This is a genomic window from Albibacterium sp. (assembly GCF_035514885.1).
Classification (GTDB): domain Bacteria; phylum Bacteroidota; class Bacteroidia; order Sphingobacteriales; family Sphingobacteriaceae; genus Albibacterium.
Genome location: NZ_DATJCH010000027.1, coordinates 1 through 18,268, shown reverse-complemented (window position 1 = coordinate 18,268; position 18,268 = coordinate 1). Strand labels below are relative to the sequence as shown.

General features: G+C 38.7%; 13 protein-coding genes. 9 read left to right on the top strand and 4 right to left on the bottom strand.

Annotated features, from left to right (window positions below):
* Both VL047_RS13515 and VL047_RS13510 read right to left on the bottom strand, forming a co-directional pair.
* A partial coding sequence (locus VL047_RS13515; protein ID WP_325361414.1) for a carboxypeptidase-like regulatory domain-containing protein occupies nt 1-469 on the bottom strand: 469 nt, incomplete at its 3' end.
* Between the two features lie 108 nt (nt 470-577).
* The gene (locus VL047_RS13510) at nt 578-1,588 is read right to left on the bottom strand and encodes a sugar phosphate isomerase/epimerase (RefSeq protein WP_325361412.1); all 1,011 of its coding nucleotides are present in this window, start codon (nt 1,586-1,588) and stop codon (nt 578-580) included.
* A gap of 332 nt (nt 1,589-1,920) precedes the next feature.
* On the opposite strand from VL047_RS13510, the gene VL047_RS13505 reads away from it, so the two are divergent.
* The 9 genes from VL047_RS13505 (at nt 1,921) to VL047_RS13465 (ending at nt 16,193) form a co-directional block, all read left to right on the top strand.
* Nucleotides 1,921-2,943, top strand: coding sequence for a LacI family DNA-binding transcriptional regulator (locus tag VL047_RS13505; RefSeq protein WP_325361410.1), 1,023 nt, complete (start codon nt 1,921-1,923; stop codon nt 2,941-2,943).
* A gap of 196 nt (nt 2,944-3,139) precedes the next feature.
* Entirely contained in the window at nt 3,140-4,321 is a 1,182-nt protein-coding gene (locus VL047_RS13500) for a Gfo/Idh/MocA family oxidoreductase (RefSeq protein WP_325361408.1), read from the top strand.
* Between the two features lie 28 nt (nt 4,322-4,349).
* Nucleotides 4,350-5,636, top strand: coding sequence for an MFS transporter (locus VL047_RS13495; protein ID WP_325361406.1), 1,287 nt, complete (start codon nt 4,350-4,352; stop codon nt 5,634-5,636).
* Nucleotides 5,637-5,657: 21 nt separating this feature from the next.
* A complete protein-coding gene (locus VL047_RS13490) occupies nt 5,658-6,470 on the top strand; it encodes an SDR family oxidoreductase (protein ID WP_325361404.1) in 813 nt (270 codons plus the stop codon).
* A gap of 14 nt (nt 6,471-6,484) precedes the next feature.
* Nucleotides 6,485-7,666: a mannonate dehydratase gene (uxuA, locus tag VL047_RS13485; protein ID WP_325361402.1), complete on the top strand. Its 1,182-nt coding sequence runs from the start codon at nt 6,485-6,487 to the stop codon at nt 7,664-7,666.
* Nucleotides 7,666-9,066: a glucuronate isomerase gene (gene uxaC, locus VL047_RS13480; RefSeq protein WP_325361400.1), complete on the top strand. Its 1,401-nt coding sequence runs from the start codon at nt 7,666-7,668 to the stop codon at nt 9,064-9,066. The genes uxuA and uxaC overlap by 1 nt, the downstream gene beginning before the upstream one ends.
* Nucleotides 9,067-9,550: 484 nt before the next feature.
* On the top strand, nt 9,551-12,808 hold the full coding sequence (locus VL047_RS13475; RefSeq protein ID WP_325361398.1) for a TonB-dependent receptor: 3,258 nt from the start codon (nt 9,551-9,553) through the stop codon (nt 12,806-12,808).
* Nucleotides 12,809-12,828: 20 nt separating this feature from the next.
* Nucleotides 12,829-14,745 carry a RagB/SusD family nutrient uptake outer membrane protein gene (locus tag VL047_RS13470; protein WP_325361396.1) on the top strand — a complete coding sequence of 639 codons (1,917 nt, stop codon included), beginning with the start codon at nt 12,829-12,831 and terminating at the stop codon, nt 14,743-14,745.
* 83 nt (nt 14,746-14,828) lie between these two features.
* Complete coding sequence (locus VL047_RS13465; RefSeq protein ID WP_325361395.1) at nt 14,829-16,193, top strand: Gfo/Idh/MocA family oxidoreductase; 1,365 nt, start codon at nt 14,829-14,831, stop codon at nt 16,191-16,193.
* A 107-nt stretch (nt 16,194-16,300) separates the two neighbouring features.
* Here the strand turns inward: VL047_RS13465 and VL047_RS13460 are convergent, their stop codons facing one another.
* The gene (locus VL047_RS13460; RefSeq protein ID WP_325361393.1) at nt 16,301-16,963 is read right to left on the bottom strand and encodes a bifunctional 4-hydroxy-2-oxoglutarate aldolase/2-dehydro-3-deoxy-phosphogluconate aldolase; all 663 of its coding nucleotides are present in this window, start codon (nt 16,961-16,963) and stop codon (nt 16,301-16,303) included.
* Nucleotides 16,964-16,984: 21 nt separating this feature from the next.
* The gene (locus VL047_RS13455) at nt 16,985-17,980 is read right to left on the bottom strand and encodes a PfkB family carbohydrate kinase (RefSeq protein ID WP_325361391.1); all 996 of its coding nucleotides are present in this window, start codon (nt 17,978-17,980) and stop codon (nt 16,985-16,987) included.
* Nucleotides 17,981-18,268: the final 288 nt, after the last annotated feature.

Below are 18,268 nucleotides of genomic sequence, written 5' to 3'. Positions count from 1 at the left end.
TTACGATGGATACTGCACCGATGATGTCTTTCTTCTGTTCTGTGGTATAACCGGTTACAACCACTTCGTTCAAACTGGTTACAGCCTCGGCAAGTGTCACATTAACAGCTGCACGGTTGTTGACTGCAACTTCCTGAGCTACATAGCCAATGTAGGTAAACTCTAAAGTGGCATTTGCCGGAGCATTTAACGTATAACGGCCATTCACATCGGTCAGCGTGCCGTTTGTGGTTCCCTTTACCACTACGCTTACGCCTGGCAAAGTCCCTCCGGCAGCATCTGTAACTGTTCCTGATACCGTGGCCTGAACCAGACTCGAATTATTAGCTGCCAAACTTACCATGGGGCTCAACACACTGTTGCTTGATGCAAAAGAGGTGCTTCCCAAAACAAGTACAACTAATACCTGGCCTGCCGTAATTCTCATTACTTTGTTCCAGTTAATAGGTTTTTGTAAATTAAGATTCATAGATTTATCCTTTTGGTTAAAAATTGAGGGTAAAAGTCCCATCTCCCTGTATGTAAGGGTTTAATATGGATGTTTTGAAACCCAAATTAAAGCTTAGATTTTGTTAGTTTAAGCGCCCAATGCTTTTCTTGCATACTCAACGCACTTCGCAACTTCCTTCACAGCATCAGATCCAGCGGGAATCTGATATTCTAATTCAATAGAAGCAGGAAATGAATATTTATTTTTGGCCATTAGTTGAAGCACTTCTATAATAGGAGTATCGCCTTCACCCCAAGGCAAGTTGGCACCACCATTGGCTTTAGACTTTCTGTCCTTTACATGCATGCTGACAATATGAGAGTGTCTTCCATTAATAAATTCAATCGGATCGAATCCAGCAGCCACATAATGTCCCATATCAAAGTTGGCCGCATTATAAGCAGATTGAATAAAGGATGCATCCCACATATCAAACGTTTGTTGTAAATGGCCATGGTATCCTACATAGATTTTGTATTTAGCCCCATATTCTCCAAGCTTCTTAGTATGTGCTGAATTTGATGGAAATTCTACTGTGACCTGGTTTGCTCCGAGTGCTTTGGCAGCTCGGAAAGTATAGTCAATTTCTGCATCTGTATTGTTGGGACCCAAAGCATTTGGCTTGTAGGCATATATTGATACGCCGGCATCATTATACATCTTTTTGATTTGTGAAAACTTTTCCATTGGAACATTCGCACGCCACTCAGCTATTTTTTTAGTGTATTCTTCTACAGCTTCCTGGTATTCCGGACTAGGTTGCGGCCGTGGCTGTCCTGGAGCAGGTGCTGCCATTTGAGGCCGGGCCGGAGCTTTTGGAGCTCCTCCAAAGTCTTCTGCTTCATCGCCTTTCATTTCAATTGCACTAAGGTTCGCATCAAGACAATATTGAAGAACAGTATCAGCATGAAGTGGCATACTTCTGAAAGAATAGGTATTGCACCCAATTTGGACGCCGTTAAATAATGAATTTGGCTTACCTAAGTTCTTAATGTAAGCCGGTGCTCCGAAAGCTGAATCAGCAGCTACCGCAAATCCTGCAACCGCAAGTGTAGTGGTCCCAAGGAACTTACGTCTGGAAAGAGATTGGTTTTTCATAATTTAATATTGGTTAATTGAGGGTTATTAGAAATCTTCATTTCTATCTGCAATCGTTTGCATATACATAGTTATGTAAAAATAATTTTAAATCAAAATTTTTTTCAGCATAAGTTCTTATTTTATCTAATTCTTAAAACTGGACAGGTATTTAGTCAATATGCATTGATTAATAGCCTCTTGTGATGAAGCAGCGAATTTAATCTTACAGTTGTCTTGGATTTCATTTCACATATATTTAAAAAGAAATTATCAACGATATTTAAAAAAATATTGATATTAAGCTTAATTTCAATATATATCGATATTTTTGGGAACGATTGCACAAAACTATGAAGGACCAGCCTGTTACAATAAAAGATATAGCGCGAGAAGTAGGTATGTCTGTTTCATCTATATCAAGAGCATTAAGCGATCACCCGCATATAAGTGAAGAAACCAAGCTCAAGGTAAAAGCTGCAGCAGAAAAGCTAGGATATCGTTATAATGCTTTAGCTGCTGCCTTACGAAGCAGTCGGTCAAAAATAATCGGATTGATTGTTCCCCGGGTATCTATGCCCTTTCAGTCGGCTGTAATCACATCGATTCAAAACAGACTCCATACCTATGGTTATAATCTCATGGTCTGTCAATCAAATGAGTCTCCAGAACTGGAAAAGAAGCTAGTGGACCTTTTGCTGGCCACGCAGGTAGAAGGATTGATTGTATCATCCACATTATACACGAAAGACTATTCTGTTTTTGAAAGACCTTCTATGCGGGGTATTCCTGTTGTTTTTTATGATCGTGTGCCAAAAGATAAGGCCTGTCATAAAATTGTGGGTGATGAATTTAATGGTGGTTATCAGGTTACTAAACATTTATTGGAGCAAGGGTGCAAGCACATTGCACATATAAGCGGCCCATTAAGTTGTAGTATTTACCAACATAGGTTTAACGGTTATAAAGAAGCATTGAATGAATACGATGTTCCTTATAACGAAGACTTAGTTTTCTTTCACGAGCTTAATAAAGAAAATACATTCATCAGTTGTGATAAATTGTTTGCAGGGAAAATTGTGCCAGACGCTATTTTTGCCTGTAATGATACAGCGGCCTTAGCTGTTATCGAGTATGGTGAAGGGAATAATATTTCAATTCCAAGCGACCTAAAGGTAGCTGGTTATTCAAATGATAATAGAGTGGAAATATCCAGGCCTAAAATTACATCGGTAGAGCAATTCCCTCATTTAATGGGCGATGGAGCGGCAAAGCTAATCATGGATCTAATTCAATCTACTGAAAATAATAAGAGTTATATCTCTTTGACTACTTCCATTGAGTTAATAAAGCGAGAATCAAGCTCAAGGGTTTGATCTTAACTCTTCTCCTTATTATTGCCTGATTATTGCCTGTAAAATATTTTATCTTTTTTTTGATATTGCTGATTTTTATATTTAACTATGTGTCTGCAAACGTTTGCAAAAACATAGTTAAGCGATTGTAATTGCCAATTAAAACGATCTCGCCAGGACGAGTAAAATATAAATATTTAGGAACTAATTTTTAAACATGGATAAAAGTGTAATCAAGGCTGGAATAATCGGATCGGGCTTTGCGGCAAGGTTTCATTACGAAGCGCTTCAACGTGTTTTTAGTACAAAAGTAGAAGTAGTAGGAGTTTATTCGGTTACTGAAGAAAGGCTAAAAGAATTTACGAGTCTTAGAAATCTGCAAGCCTATACTGATTTAGATGATTTGATAAACAATAGCGATGTGCTTCATATTTGTACTCCTCCGCTTACTCATGAGCCTTTGGTAATTGCAGCATTAAAAAAGAATAAACATGTAATAGTAGAAAAACCTTTTACCGGTTATTTTGGAGATGGGGCAGAGGATTTTAATGGCGACACCTTTGCGCGTGAAAAGGGATTGGAACATACTATTGCAAGCCTGAAAAGAATGCTTGATGCAGAAAAGGAAAGTGAAGGACGCATAATGTATGCAGAGAATTGGGTGTATGCCCCTGCTATACAAAAGGAGAGAGACGTATTAGAAAAAACAGGCGCGCAGATATTATGGATCCAGGGCGAGCAATCCCATTCAGGTTCTCATTCACTGGCATATGGTCAGTGGAAACTTTCTGGAGGAGGGTCTATGATTGGAAAAGGTTCTCATCCCATTACTGCTGCGATATATTTGAAACATGTGGAAGGAAGAGCACGTACAGGCGAACCCATCAGGCCAAAAACTATTTCTTCACGTACTCATTCAATAACCAGAATGCCTACTTATATTAATAAAGGACACTTACAAACTACTTATAAGGATATTGAAGATGTAGCTGTTGTTCATATTGTTTTTGAAGATGGAACGATCGCTGATTTATTTGCCAGTGAGCTGGTCTTAGGTGGTGTTAGAAATAGGTTAGAAATACATGCAAACAATCATAGAACCCTCTGTAATATAGGTCCTAATGATGCAATGCAATCGTATACACCTGATGAAAAGTATTTTAAAGATGTATATGTTGTTGAGAAAACAGAAACTAAGCAAGGTTGGTCCTCGCTATCCCCTGATGAAGGATGGTTTAATGGATATCAACATGAAATGGATGCCTTCTATCGCTCAGCTGCATACGGAACACCAATAGAAAGTAATAGCAGTTTAGCTGCAGATGTAATAGCAACAATATATGCCGGATATGTTTCAGCAGAACGCAAAGGTGCTGAAGTTACTATTACTACCCTTTAATCCTTATAACCAAATAAACCATTGAACCATGGAAAATACTAAAGTTGGAAATTACCGTTGGATAATTTGCGCATTGCTCTTTTTTGCAACAACAATTAACTACATAGATCGGCAAGTGATCGGTTTGCTAAAACCAACTCTGGAGGTAGAGTTTAATTGGACAGAGGTTGATTATGGATATATCGTCATGGTTTTTGCAGCTATGTATGCTTTAGGGTATGTCCTTTTCGGTACCTTCATCGATAAGGTAGGGACAAAAGTGGGTTATGCGGTTTCAGTTTCAGTTTGGAGTATTGCAGCGATGCTGCACGCAGTTGCAAGAAGTACAGTAGGATTTGGTTTTGCTAGAGGTTTATTAGGTCTAGCAGAGGCAGGAAACTTTCCTGCTGGAGTTAAAGCTGTAGCAGAATGGTTTCCAAAAAAAGAACGGGCATTAGCTACCGGAATATTTAATTCAGGTACAAGTATCGGTGCAGTAGCAGCCCCCATCATTGTTCCCTTGATATTGGGTGCGTATGGATGGTACGAAGCTTTCTGGATAACAGGTGCTTTAGGTTTTGTTTGGTTAATATTCTGGTGGATATTCTACGAAGTTCCTTCTAAGCAAAAAAGACTTAAACAACCGGAGTTTGACCATATTCATAGTGATGCAGATGCTGAAGAAGAAGCTTCTCCCGTTAAATTGAAATGGGGCCAGCTGCTTCGTTTGAAACAAACATGGGTGTTTATAGTTGGTAAAGTGCTGACAGATCCGATATGGTGGTTCTTTTTATTTTGGTTGCCTTCTTATTTTGCTGATGCTTTTGCATTGGATTTAACCAAACCAAGCCTTCAGCTTGCAGTAGTATATGCAGCAACTACTTTTGGAAGTATTGGTGGTGGATATTTATCCTCTCACTTTATAAAGATAGGTTGGCCGGTATTGAAAGCCAGAAAAGTTACACTATTAATAGTAGCTATTGCGGTAACTCCAATTTTCTTAGTTCAATATGCCGGAAATATTTGGCAAGTAGTTATTCTTATAAGTATAGCCACCGCAGCCCACCAGGCATGGAGCGCAAACATTTTTACGATTGTATCAGACATGTTCCCTAAGAAAGCAGTAAGTACAGTTGTCGGTATAGGAGGGATGTCGGGGTCAATTGCTTCAACCTTGTTCCCGGTGATTGTAGGAACATTGTTAGCATATTATAAAAATTTAGGAAATATAACGGCAGGTTATAATATATTGTTTATAATATGTGGATGTGCTTATTTCCTTGCCTGGATAATTATTCAATTGCTTACCAGACGTATGAAGCCAATTGAATTATAAGATTAAATAAACTGGATTAAAATGGAATTTGGATCATTAACAGATAAAGTAATTGTTGTAACAGGAGGAACCGGAGTTTTAGGAGAATCTTTTGTCAATAGCATTCATGCAAGAGGAGGAACTGTTGTAGTACTAGGTAGAAATCGTGAAGTTGCGGAAAAAAGAGCCTCGGCCATTGAAGCAGACGGTGGCAAAGCTCTGGCTGTAATTGCAGATGTAATGGATATCAATAGTCTTTCGGAAGCAAAGGGTAAAATACTCAATAAATTCGGGAAGATTGATGCCTTAGTTAATGCTGCTGGAGGCAATATGCCCGGAGCTGTAATAGCACCTGAAGCTGATCTTTTTAACATTGATTTAGAATCAATGAGCAAGGTGATGAATTTGAATTTGTTCGGTACTATTAATGCAACTCAAGTCTTTGGAGAAGAAATAGCGAAATCAGAAAATGGTAGTATTGTGAATATTTCATCGATGACATCGCAGAGAGTGATAACTAAAGTGATGGGCTACAGCATGGCAAAAGCAGCGATTGACCTTTATACAAAATGGTTTGCTGTAGAATTGGCAAATCGTTACGGCGATAAAGTAAGAATGAATGCCATCGCACCGGGCTTTTTTATTACCGAACAAAATAGAACATTACTTACTAACGAGGATAAAAGCTATACCGATCGAGGTAACTTAGTAATCAAGCAAACGCCATTTAAGAGATTTGGTGTTCCGAGTGAATTAGAAGGTGCCCTTATTTGGTTATTAAGTGATGAGTCTAAGTTTGTAACAGGCACTATTATCAATGTTGATGGAGGTTTTGCTGCATTTGGTGGAGTTTAAATCATAAATGAATAATGATGGATTATAAAATGATTCCAACAATGCGTTGGTTTGGGCCGAATGACCCGGTAAAACTTAGTGATATAAGACAGGCTGGTTGCGAAGGTATTGTTACTGCTTTGCATCATATTCCTAATGGAGAAGTTTGGGAAATAGAAGAAATACAGAAGCGTAAAGATGAGATTAATGCCGCGGGTATGGTATGGAATGTGGTTGAAAGCTTACCTGTTTCGGAAGATATTAAAACCAGAAGCGGTGATTATTTAAAACACTTAGAAAACTATAAGCAGTCTATTCGTAATTTGGCGAGCTGCGATGTTAATATTGTCACTTATAACTTTATGCCAATTCTAGATTGGACGCGCACTAATTTATTCTACGAATTAGAGAATGGAGCAAAGGCACTGTTATTTGAGAAGCTAGCGTTGGTTGTATTCGATCTTTTTATATTAAAAAGAGACAATGCGGAATTAGACTATAGCATAGAGGAAGTGGAAGGAGCAAAGAGCAAGTTTGATGCTATGAGCGAATCTGAAAGAGCTACTCTACAAGCAAACATCATTGCTGGTTTACCCGGAAGCGAAGAAGGCTACAGCATTGAGAAGTTTAGATCAGCATTGAATACTTATCAAGGAATAGATGCTGATAAACTGAGGAATAACCTGGTTGCCTTTCTAAAAGAGATTGTTCCGGTAGCAGAGGCAAACAATGTGAAAATGGTGGTACACCCGGATGACCCACCTTATCCGATCTTAGGACTGCCGCGTGTTGTCAGTAAGACATCCGATTATGAATATTTGATAGCGCATGTTCCTTCAAAAAGTAATGGCATCTGTTTCTGCACAGGGTCATTGGGAGTAAACCCGGCGAATGATTTACCAGCAATGATCCGACAGTTTGGAGACCGTATTTATTTCCTGCATTTAAGAAACGTAAGAAGAAATGAACGAGGCGATTTCTTTGAAGATAATCACTTGGAAGGAAATACTGATATGTATGCGGTGGTGAAAGAAGTAGTAGCCTGTATGCAGAAAAATAAAATTAATATTCCGATGCGGCCAGATCATGGTCATCAAATGTTGGATGATTTAGGGAAAGTAGTAAACCCCGGATATTCAGGAATTGGCAGATTAAAAGGGCTGGCTGAGATACGAGGACTGGAATATGGAATTATTAGAAATTTAGACGCAAACTAATGAAAGAATTCTTAGATGATGATTTCCTGTTAAATAACAAATTCGGAAGTAGGTTATATCATGAATACGCTAAAGATATGCCTATTATAGACTATCATAGCCATGTTCCTCCCGAGCAAATCGCCAATGATCAGAAATTCGAGAACCTTACTCAAATCTGGCTATATGGAGATCATTATAAGTGGAGAGCTATGCGTGCAAACGGAGTGTCTGAGGCTTATATAACCGGAGATAAAAGCGACTACGAGAAGTTTGAAAAATGGGCAGAGACAGTTCCAAATACCATGAGAAACCCATTATATCATTGGACCCATTTAGAATTACAACGTTATTTCGACATTCATGAGCTTTTGACGCCTAAAACAGCCAGGAAAATCTATGATGAATGTTCAGAGAAACTACAATCTCCCGAATTTTCAGTGCGTAGCTTATTAAAAAAGATGAAGGTCAAAGTAGTAGGAACTACCGATAATCCTATCGATGACTTAGCCGCACACAAAAAAATAAAGGAAGATGGGTTTGAAGTACGTGTATTGTCATCTTTTCGGCCAGATAATTTTATGGCTATCGAGAATACAGAAAGCCTAAGGACTCTGATCTCACAATTGGAAGGTTTGAATTCAGGTAAGATTGGCAGCTTTGCAGATTATCTGAAAGCTTTAAAAGCCAGACATGACTTTTTTGCTGAGAGAGGCTGTTCTGTTTCAGATCACGGTTTATCACATATGTATGCAGAAGATTATACAGAAGAAGAAGTAGAGTCAATCTTTCAAAAAGTACAGAATGGCGGCGCAATCAACGCTACAGAAGAACTGAAGTTTAAATCTGCTTTATTATATAATTTTGCTTTATGGAATCATGAAAAAGGCTGGGTTCAGCAATTTCATTTGGGTCCATTGAGAAATAACAATAGTCGCTTGTTAAAGAATATTGGGGTTGATGCCGGACTAGATTCAATTGGCGACTTTAAGCAAGCAGTTCAACTATCTCGTTTCCTGGATAAGTTAGACACAAGCGACTCTTTAACAAAGACTATTCTTTATAATCTGAACCCTGCCGACAATGATGTAGTGGCAGCAATGGTTGCTAATTTTAACGATGGGTCAGTTGCCGGAAAAATGCAATATGGAGCTGCATGGTGGTTCTTGGATCAGAAGATAGGAATAATCAACCAATTGAATACAGTATCTAACTTAGGACTACTCAGTCATTTTATAGGAATGTTGACTGATTCCCGCAGCTTCTTATCCTACCCTCGACATGAATATTTCCGAAGAATACTTTGTAATCTACTTGGAGAAGATGTAGAAAGAGGAGAGCTGCCAGCAGATATCGATTTTATCGGAAAAATGGTTCAGGATATCTGTTACAATAACGCCAAAACGTATTTCACTTTTTAATTTGTTTGTTTATTAGGTTTATTGATTAGCTGGAGGGGTCTTACCCCTTCAGCTTTTTTTATTAGTACTATTTTATCCTTCTTAGCGAAAGCTCTTCTTCGCAAATTTTACTACCTGTCTTCTAGTATTGTCATTCATTTCTTGCTGTAATTATTATTGATTTTTCTAAATGTGAATTGGAAAGCAAAAAATGGCAAAAATGTAAAAGTGCATTGGCAACGATTGCGGTAATAATTGGCAACGATTGCGTGAATAAATACACTTAAAATGGACATTATGTAGATATTATATGTTTACATTGTGTTGACAAAGAAGGAGATATGCACATTATTATGCGCGTATGATCTGTATGCATATAGTAGAAATACTACACTAACCAATATGAAACAGAAAGAATATCAATGAAAAATTTCGAGAGGAAATTTTGAAACGACCATGTCGATGCGGGTGAACTCATAAAATTGTTTAACATCATTTTAACATTATGAAACAAAAAACCTTACTAACAACCCTATTATTTTTCACTACACTTTTTCAAGTCTCAGCAGGTTATCCTTTAGGTCTAAGCTTTGAAAAGAAAATCAATGAAAATACTTTCAGTGAGATCGAAGCTTCTTCCGAGCATTCAACTTCTTATATGAATGCATCAGCTAAAGATTTTAACCGTGTCAGAATTGAATTAGTTAATATTCAACAGCAAAAATCAATAACAGGTAAAGTGACAGATTCTTTTGGAGATTCTCTTCCTGGAGTTACAGTATTAGTAATGGGTACACAAAACTCAACTATGACGGATGGTGAAGGGCATTATGCACTCTTAAATGTTCCGGCAAACGCGACTTTACAGTTTTCATTTATTGGGATGAAATCTCAAGAAGTGGCTGTAGCAGATAGAACTACAGTAAATGTGGTCTTGGCTGGGCAGTCTATTGAGATGGAAGAAGCGGTAGTAGCAGTAGGTTATGGCGTCCAGAAGAAAGTCAATGTAATCGGATCCATTTCAACTCTATCATCCGAAGAGATAACAGCAACACCAACTACCAATGTTTCTAGTGCATTAAGTGGTCGTATGCCAGGTTTGTTCGTTACACAGTCAAGCGGCCGTCCAGGTGCAGATAACGCATCATTAAAAATAAGAGGAACTGCTACCATTGCCAATGCCTCTGGCAATACCGATGTTTTGGTTGTTGTTGATGGTATTCCTGGTCGAGACCTTAACTCTATAGAACCGGGAGATATAGAAAGCCTCTCTGTCTTAAAGGATGCTTCCGCTGGTATATATGGTTCTCGAGCTGCAAATGGTGTTATTCTTGTAACTACAAAGAAAGGTCGGGTAAGTGCTCCAAGATTTGATTTTGATTTTTATTCAGGATGGTCTGCAGCGTCTTTGCTCCCGGAAATGACTGATGCTGCCACGTATGCTACCATGATAAGAGAAGTGCAATCTTATAGAGGTATCGGCGAAGAGGATATGGCATATTCTACAGAAGATGTTGAAAAATTCAGGTCCGGAGCATATCCATGGACTCATCCGAATACCGATTGGTTTAACACGGTTGTGAAAGACAATGCGAGAAGTAATCATTATACCTTCAGAGTTTCCGGAGGAACAAAAGATATAAAGTATTACGGATCATTTGGTGCGCAGACAGATGATGGAATTTATAAATCCGGATCGTCCTCTTATAATAGATATAACGTTAGACTCAATTTAGATGCAACATTAAACGAGTACATCTCTCTAAATCTTAATATAGGAGGGTCTGAATCAGATATAATGGATCCTTACAATACTTCTTTTGGTAGTATTATAAGGAATCTACCAGTGTCTACAGCGGTGTGGCCAACGGGAGAGCCTGGTCCGGATATTGAAAAAGCTCAACAGCCGGTAACAGATACAGACGCAAGCAAAACAGGTTACACAGACTATAAACGCTATCGAAGTGAGAATATGTTAACTGCAACTGTTAAAGTTCCATGGGTAGATGGTTTGTCTTTAGTTGGTAACTATTCTTATGACATGTTTTTCGGTGTAAGAAAGTATGTTAGAGATTTGGCGACACTATACTTTCTGGATGAAGCAGCTTATTTAGCTGCTGGAAATGATGGAAGCCAGAATGGACAGGCTTTTCTTAAGCCTCAAGTGAGAGCAGAAATTGCAGATCCCAGAGTAGAAGATTCGTATTCTGATTCAAGGAGTATTACAAGCAGCTTTAAGATTAATTATGATAAATCCTTCGATAAGCATTCGGTTAGTACGTTTGTTGCGGTCGAAAGCATGGATTACCTTAGTAAAGGCATAACTGCTTATCGTAGAGGATTCCAGACAACAGCATTGCCTTATTTGAATTTTGGAGCTACTGAGGAAATGAGTAATAGTTCATCCGTAGGCATTGATGCCAGGTTAAACTATTTTGGAAGGCTTGCTTATAATTATGATAGCAAATACCTGTTCGAATTTACTCTTCGTCGAGATGGTTCATTGAGATTCTCTGAAGATGCGGGTCGCTGGGGAACCTTTCCAAGTGTTCTTTTGGGATGGACTGCATCAAGCGAAGATTTCTGGACGAATAATATCAAGGCAATTAATTATTTTAAATTAAAAGCTTCATACGGACAATTAGGAAACGATGCCGTAATACCATTTCAATACTTGACAATGTATGCTACAGGTACAGGTCAGACATTTGGAGCTTCGAGAGGGTATGAATCTAGTTTATACCAAGTTGGAGAACCTAATCCTTTTATAACTTGGGAGGTAGCAAATGTTTATAATGCAGGATTTGAATCGTATATGTTTAATAGTAAGGTCAAATTTGATGTTGATGCGTTTTATCAAAAGCGTACTAATATTCTCGTAGCTAGAAATGCTTCTGTGCCAGATTTTACGGGTCTGTCGTTGCCAGATGAAAATTACGGAATTGTTTCAAGTAAAGGTTTTGACGCTTCACTGGGATATAATAATAAAGCCGGAAACGTAAGTTACTCTGTTACGGGTATGTTCTCATTTGCTCGCAATAAGATCATTGAATATGATGAGCCGGAGACTTCCTATGATTGGCAGAGGTTGACCGGTCATTCTACTTCTGCTTTCCTTCAATACAGGGCTATTGGAATATACAAAGATGCTGAACAGGTTAACGCAACTCCACACGTTCCTGGCGCAAGAGCCGGAGATGTAATATTAGAAGATTATAATAATGATGGCGAAATTACTGAAGCAGATAAAGTGGTGTATGATCTGAACGGTAATCCGGAAATTACATTTGGACTTAATCTTTCCTTAAAGTATAAAAATTGGCAGCTACAAGCATTGGTTCAAGGTGTTGGAAATAATTGGAAAAGGATTGCTAATTCAGAAGGTGACTTTATATACATGGGTACTTTCGGTAATTATTTTCAGTACTATGCCGACGACCGATGGACAGAAACCAATACCAATGCAACCATGCATAGAGCTTTTGAAAGAGTAGAGGAGTACTGGAGAAAAGATGCTTATCTGGCTAGTTTTGACTATTATAATATGGCTTTCGCACGCCTGAAAAATGTTGAACTTTCTTTCGCAATACCAGAAAAAGCATTGAAAGCCATTAGGTTGAAGGGTGCAAGCGTATATGTAACAGGTAAGAATCTCTTCTTCTTATATAACAAAAACGATGTAGGTTTTGATCCGGAGGTATCATCCGTTTCTACTTACCCAACTACAAGAGTGCTGGCATTAGGAGCAAGACTATCTTTTTAACTAAATCAAAAATAAAAGTTATGAAAAAATATTTAAGTGGTTTAAATCTATTTGTCCTTGTGTGTTTCTTTGTTGCATGTCAGAAAGATATATTGGATAAAACACCATTGGATCAATATTCTGACGCAACTGTATGGTCTAGTCCTGAACTCGCTAGTTCATATCTAAATTATTGCTACAATGGCCTTGGTCATGGATTTTTAAGTGTTAAAGCAAGCAACTTTACTGATGAAGCAATATTTGGTCGAGGGGCAAGTACCACCTCGCTTCTTAACGGAACCATGTCTCCCGATGCGTCTCTTGGTAATCATTTTACAGAAAGTTACAGGTGGTCACAATTTTCACAGGTGCAACGTCTAAATAAGTTTCTTGATAAAATTGATGGGGTTGCAGAGACTTATCCATCAGGTCAGCAGGCTGATATAAAAGCTAAAACAGATGTTTTGAAAGGGGAGGCTTTGTTCTTGAGAGCCTTTAACTACACAAACATGGCACGATCTTATGGAGGATTGCCTTTGTTGAGTAAAAGTGCTGAGTTGAATGACGATTTCTCCACAATTACGAGAGCAAGCTTTGAAGAGACCGTTAACTTTATTGTTGCTGATTGCGATGCTGCTGCTGATTTATTGCCGTTAAAATCTCAGCAAGTATTAGGGAGAGCAACTAAAGAAGCTGCTTTAGCTCTTAAAGCAAGAATATTACTCTTTGCTGCAAGCGATCTTACCGCAGGAGATGTGTCGGGTATAAACATAAGTGAAACCAATGAGCTCGTTCATTATGTAAATCCAAATAGAACTGCTTTATGGACTGCTGCAAAAAATGCAGCGAAAGCCTTGATGGACCTACCGGGTTCTTCATTAGCATTAGCAGATTTTGGAGCAGCAACTGGTGATAAGGAAATAGTAGCTAAAAACTATAGAGCTCTGACGGGCAATAGCACAACCCCTGCTAATGGTGAATTTATATTTGCTAAAATGTTTGATCAGGGACTTGGTAGTAGACACAGAAATAATCAGATAGATGGACCGAATGGTTATGACGGACTTTACGGAAGGAATGCACCTTTACAAAGAATGGTGGATGAATATGAAATGGAAGATGGCACGAATTTCTTTGAGCACTTTTATATCGATGAGTCGAGTGAAGGAGGTAATACCGCCAGGTATATAAAGAATAAAACAGAAGTTACAGGATTTGAAAATCCAAATCCATATCATAACCGGGAAGCACGGTTTTATGCGAATGTATTATATGATAGTGCTATCTATGATATTGAACCAAGACCATCAAGTTTAAAACTTCGTGATCCGGTGGGTATTTATGACAGACGTACGCGTGTGACAATTAATGCGGATGGATCTGAGTCAATCCTTTACGGTCTGGATACACGTAATGGACCAATTGTGGCTGGCAATGGTAACTATGTTGGGTATCTGACCATGAAGTGGGTGCAGCAAGGTGTCACAGGAAGTACGGGCTACAATTCAAATATCTGGCCGTATTTGCGCTACACAGAAGTTGTACTTGGTTATGCAGAGGCTTGTTGGGAGCTGGGAGAGTATGCAGAAGCTAGAAAATGGGTGAATTTCTTTAGAAATCGAGTGCTTCTTCCCAATACCACTGCGACTGATGCTGATTTAAGAGATGCGTTAAGGCATGAGAGGAAAATTGAGCTTTATGGCGAAGAGTCTAGGTGGTTTGATATAAGGAGATGGGTAATTATGGATGAAACAATGACGCAACCACAATATGGAGTCGATATTACGGAAGTGACTGATAAAAGGACGAACCCAGCAAAGGTTACAACTACTTGGAAGTATAATCAGGCAATGCCAAATAATATAATAACAAACGCCACCTACTGGTTGCCAATTACTACAACTGAGCGGCAAAAAGCACCTCAATTGTTGCAGAACCCAAATTATCGTCAGGATTAAATAATAGAAGAGTATAGTTTATAAGTAACTCTGATATGAATGCTGTTATGGGAGTTAAATAATTAATATGAAATTATCTAATAATGGAAAAAGAAGAACAAAATTCGAGAAGAAGTTTTCTTAAAACTGCCGCTACCGGAGCTTTGATTGCGGCTGTTACTCCTACTACATTATCTGCACAGGTAACGAAGCCGGTAATTATTCCAGCCAGTGCCAAAGGGGCTAATGATCGTATTCGCGTAGCAGTAGCAGGCATTAATGGGAGAGGCAAATCACATATTGAGACAATTATGGAGCTTGCTGGAAACGGGAATGTTGAAGTGGTTACTCTTTGCGATCCGGATATGAACCTTTTAAGAGATCGAGCTAAATCCTTTGAGGATAAATATGGCAGAAAAGTAGCTATTGAGCAGGATTTTCGTAAAGTGCTGGATGATAAGGATATTGATGCGGTAACTCTTGCAACGCCAAATCATTGGCATGCATTGCAAACCGTATGGGCTTGTCAAGCGGGTAAAGATGTATATGTTGAGAAACCTGCAACTCATAATATTTATGAAGGCAAAAAGATTGTTGAAGCAGCTTATAAATATAACCGCATCGTGCAACATGGTGTTCAATTAAGAAGTTCAGTTGCAATTCGAGAAGCCGTAAAGCATTTGGAGGAAGGATTAATTGGACGTGTGTATATGGCAAGGGGATTGGTTTTCCGTTCACGGCCGGATATCGGTAATAAGGGTATTTCGCGAACACCCACAGGATTGAATTACGATCTGTGGTGTGGGCCGGCTCCGATGAGACCTTTCACGGAAGATCTGGTTCATTACAATTGGCATTGGCATTGGGACTATGGGAATGGAGATGTCGGGAATCAGGGAATTCATGAAACAGATCTTTGTATGTGGGGCTTAGGTGTTGATAGTTTGCCCGAAAGAATTACCTCAATGGGTGGGAAATTCCTATGGGACGATTCAAAGGAGGTTCCCGAAATTCAAACATCTATATACCATTATCCAAAGGAGAAAAAAATTATTCAATTTGAAGTCCGTAACTGGTATACGAACTTAGAAGATGGTGCTGGAGTCGGGAATATCTTCTACGGAGATAAAGGGTACCTTGTAGTTAATGGTTATGGAACTTACGAAAGTTTCTTGGGTCCAAAGAGGGAAAAGGGTCCAAGCCGTAAAGAGGGAGGAGAACTGACACTGCATTTTCAAAATTGGTTTGATGCGATCCGAGCAAGAGACATGAGTATTCAGAACGGACCCGTACAAACAGGAGCTTTATCTTCTTCATTGGCTCATCTGGGTAATGTTTCCTATCGTTTGGGTAAGCAACTTCAATTTGATCCGGTTGCTGAACGTTTTATTGGCGATAGTGAGGCAGAAGCTAATAGCATGCTTAGTCGTGATTATAGAGCACCTTATCTTCTCCCTGAAGTAGTTTAAGAGGGTTAAGTAGAAACACTAAAATATGTTTCTGTTTTAATTTGTTTGTTTATTAGGTTTATTGATTAGCTGGAGGGGTCTTACCCCTTCAGCTTTTTTTATTAGTACTATTTGTCGTCCAATGAAGAGAAAACCTCCTGGCAACGCTTAACTAACCATTCATAATTATCAGGAGTGGAAGAGCCTGATGGTGCTTGAAAAAGGTTTGATCCCAATCCAATAGCAACCGCACCTTTTGAGAACCAAGCGTCTAAGCTTTCTTTTTCCAGTCCGATACCACCGGTAGGCATAAATAATAAAGAAGGAAACAGCGGTTTGATATTCTTTAGAAAGTCAGGACCAATAATGCTACCTGGGAAAAGTTTAATTAATGGAGCTCCCGCATTTTCAGCAATTGAGATCTCCGTTGGTGTCATACATCCGGGAATCCATAGGATATCTTTTTTAAGGGTAAATTCAGCGATTGCAGGATTTACTACCGGACTTACTATGAAATCTGCGCCTAATTGAATGTATTCTTGTGCCTCCTCAGGTGTTTTAATGGTTCCAATTCCTAAATAGAGCTCAGGAAGGTGCTTGTCCCGATAATCAACTAGCGCTTTAAAGTTATCCAGTGCTTTCTTGCCACGGTTCGTAAATTCAAATGTTCTGATCCCTCCTTCATAACAAGCTTGTACAATAGAGATACATTTATTTGCATCATCATTATAATAAACCGGGATGATGGGATAGTTTTGAATATGATTTAATATTGTAGTAATAGAATTCATTTTGTGAGTTTTTTATAATTGTTAAATATCACCATTTCCAAAGTCACCCTTAACAAACAGTTTTTTAAATCCGGCAGATGTAGCCATATTAATAAGTTCTTGTCCTTCTTTATTTGTCGATAGTCCGTATATTAATCCAGCCATAAAAGCATCGCCACTCCCAATACGATCAATTACTTGATAGGTTTCATGACTATCCGATACATAATCATGAGTGGGCGTATGGTAGGTGCCATATAAAAGGTTATGGATAGGCGAGTCCATGAATCGAAAAGTGTAGGCAATATGTTTGCAGTTTGGATAGCGATTAAAGAGCGATTTTGCAGAGTCGTTCGCTCCTTTAATATAATCCTCCTGATTAGAGCTCTCTCTGTTTAATGTATTATCAACAGGAATGGATAGCATTGAGTTTGCAGCCCAGATATTTCCCATAATTACATCACAGTATTGAACAAGCTTAGGCATTATTTCATTTGGCGCTTTTCCGTAATTCCAAAGTCGGTTCCTGTAATTTAAATCGACAGATATTGTCAGCCCTTTTCTCTTTGCAGCAATCAATGCTTCTTCCATTACTTCGGCCAGATTAGAATTTAAGGCCGGAGTAAGCGCACTCCAGTGAAACCAGGTATGGCCTTCCAACAGATTGTCCCAATCAATTTCCCCCGGACGTAAATTAAAGAAGGATGAATGAGCACGGTCATAAATTACTTCACCCTTCGTTAGTCCATTGGCCGATAGCAGGAAATATAATCCTAATCGTCCATCTTTAAGGATGCATTTATCAGTGTTAACGTTTTTATCCGATATGTTTTTAAGTATCTGTTTCGTTAATTCATTATCAGGGATGCAGCTTATGTATGAGTTTTGAATGTTCCATTGACCCAAAGATGTAGCTACATTCGCTTCAGACCCTCCGGGAAATATATTTATTAAGTTATCAGAGTTGATGAACTCCTCTTTCTGTGGATTTAATCTGAGTAGTAATTCTCCAAATAGTAATATGTTTTGTTGATGCATTTAGATCTTTTTTTTCAAAGTTTAAAAATAGGTATTATTTCGAGGATCTATAAGGGTATTATCAAAATTCAAGGTAAATAGATTAATATTTGTCTTTATATATAAGGATAGAGACTCTCTTCTCTATAAGAATCCCTAGCCCCCTTGTCCGACGCATGTCCGGCCCATGTAAAAGATGGCAGCGGACTTGTTGGGGAATTAGAGTGCTGTGTCTGCGCTATTTCGATGATATTAGCGCAGACACGGCGGGCTCAGGCTGCAGGAAGGTCCGGGGGATGGTTTAGCAGG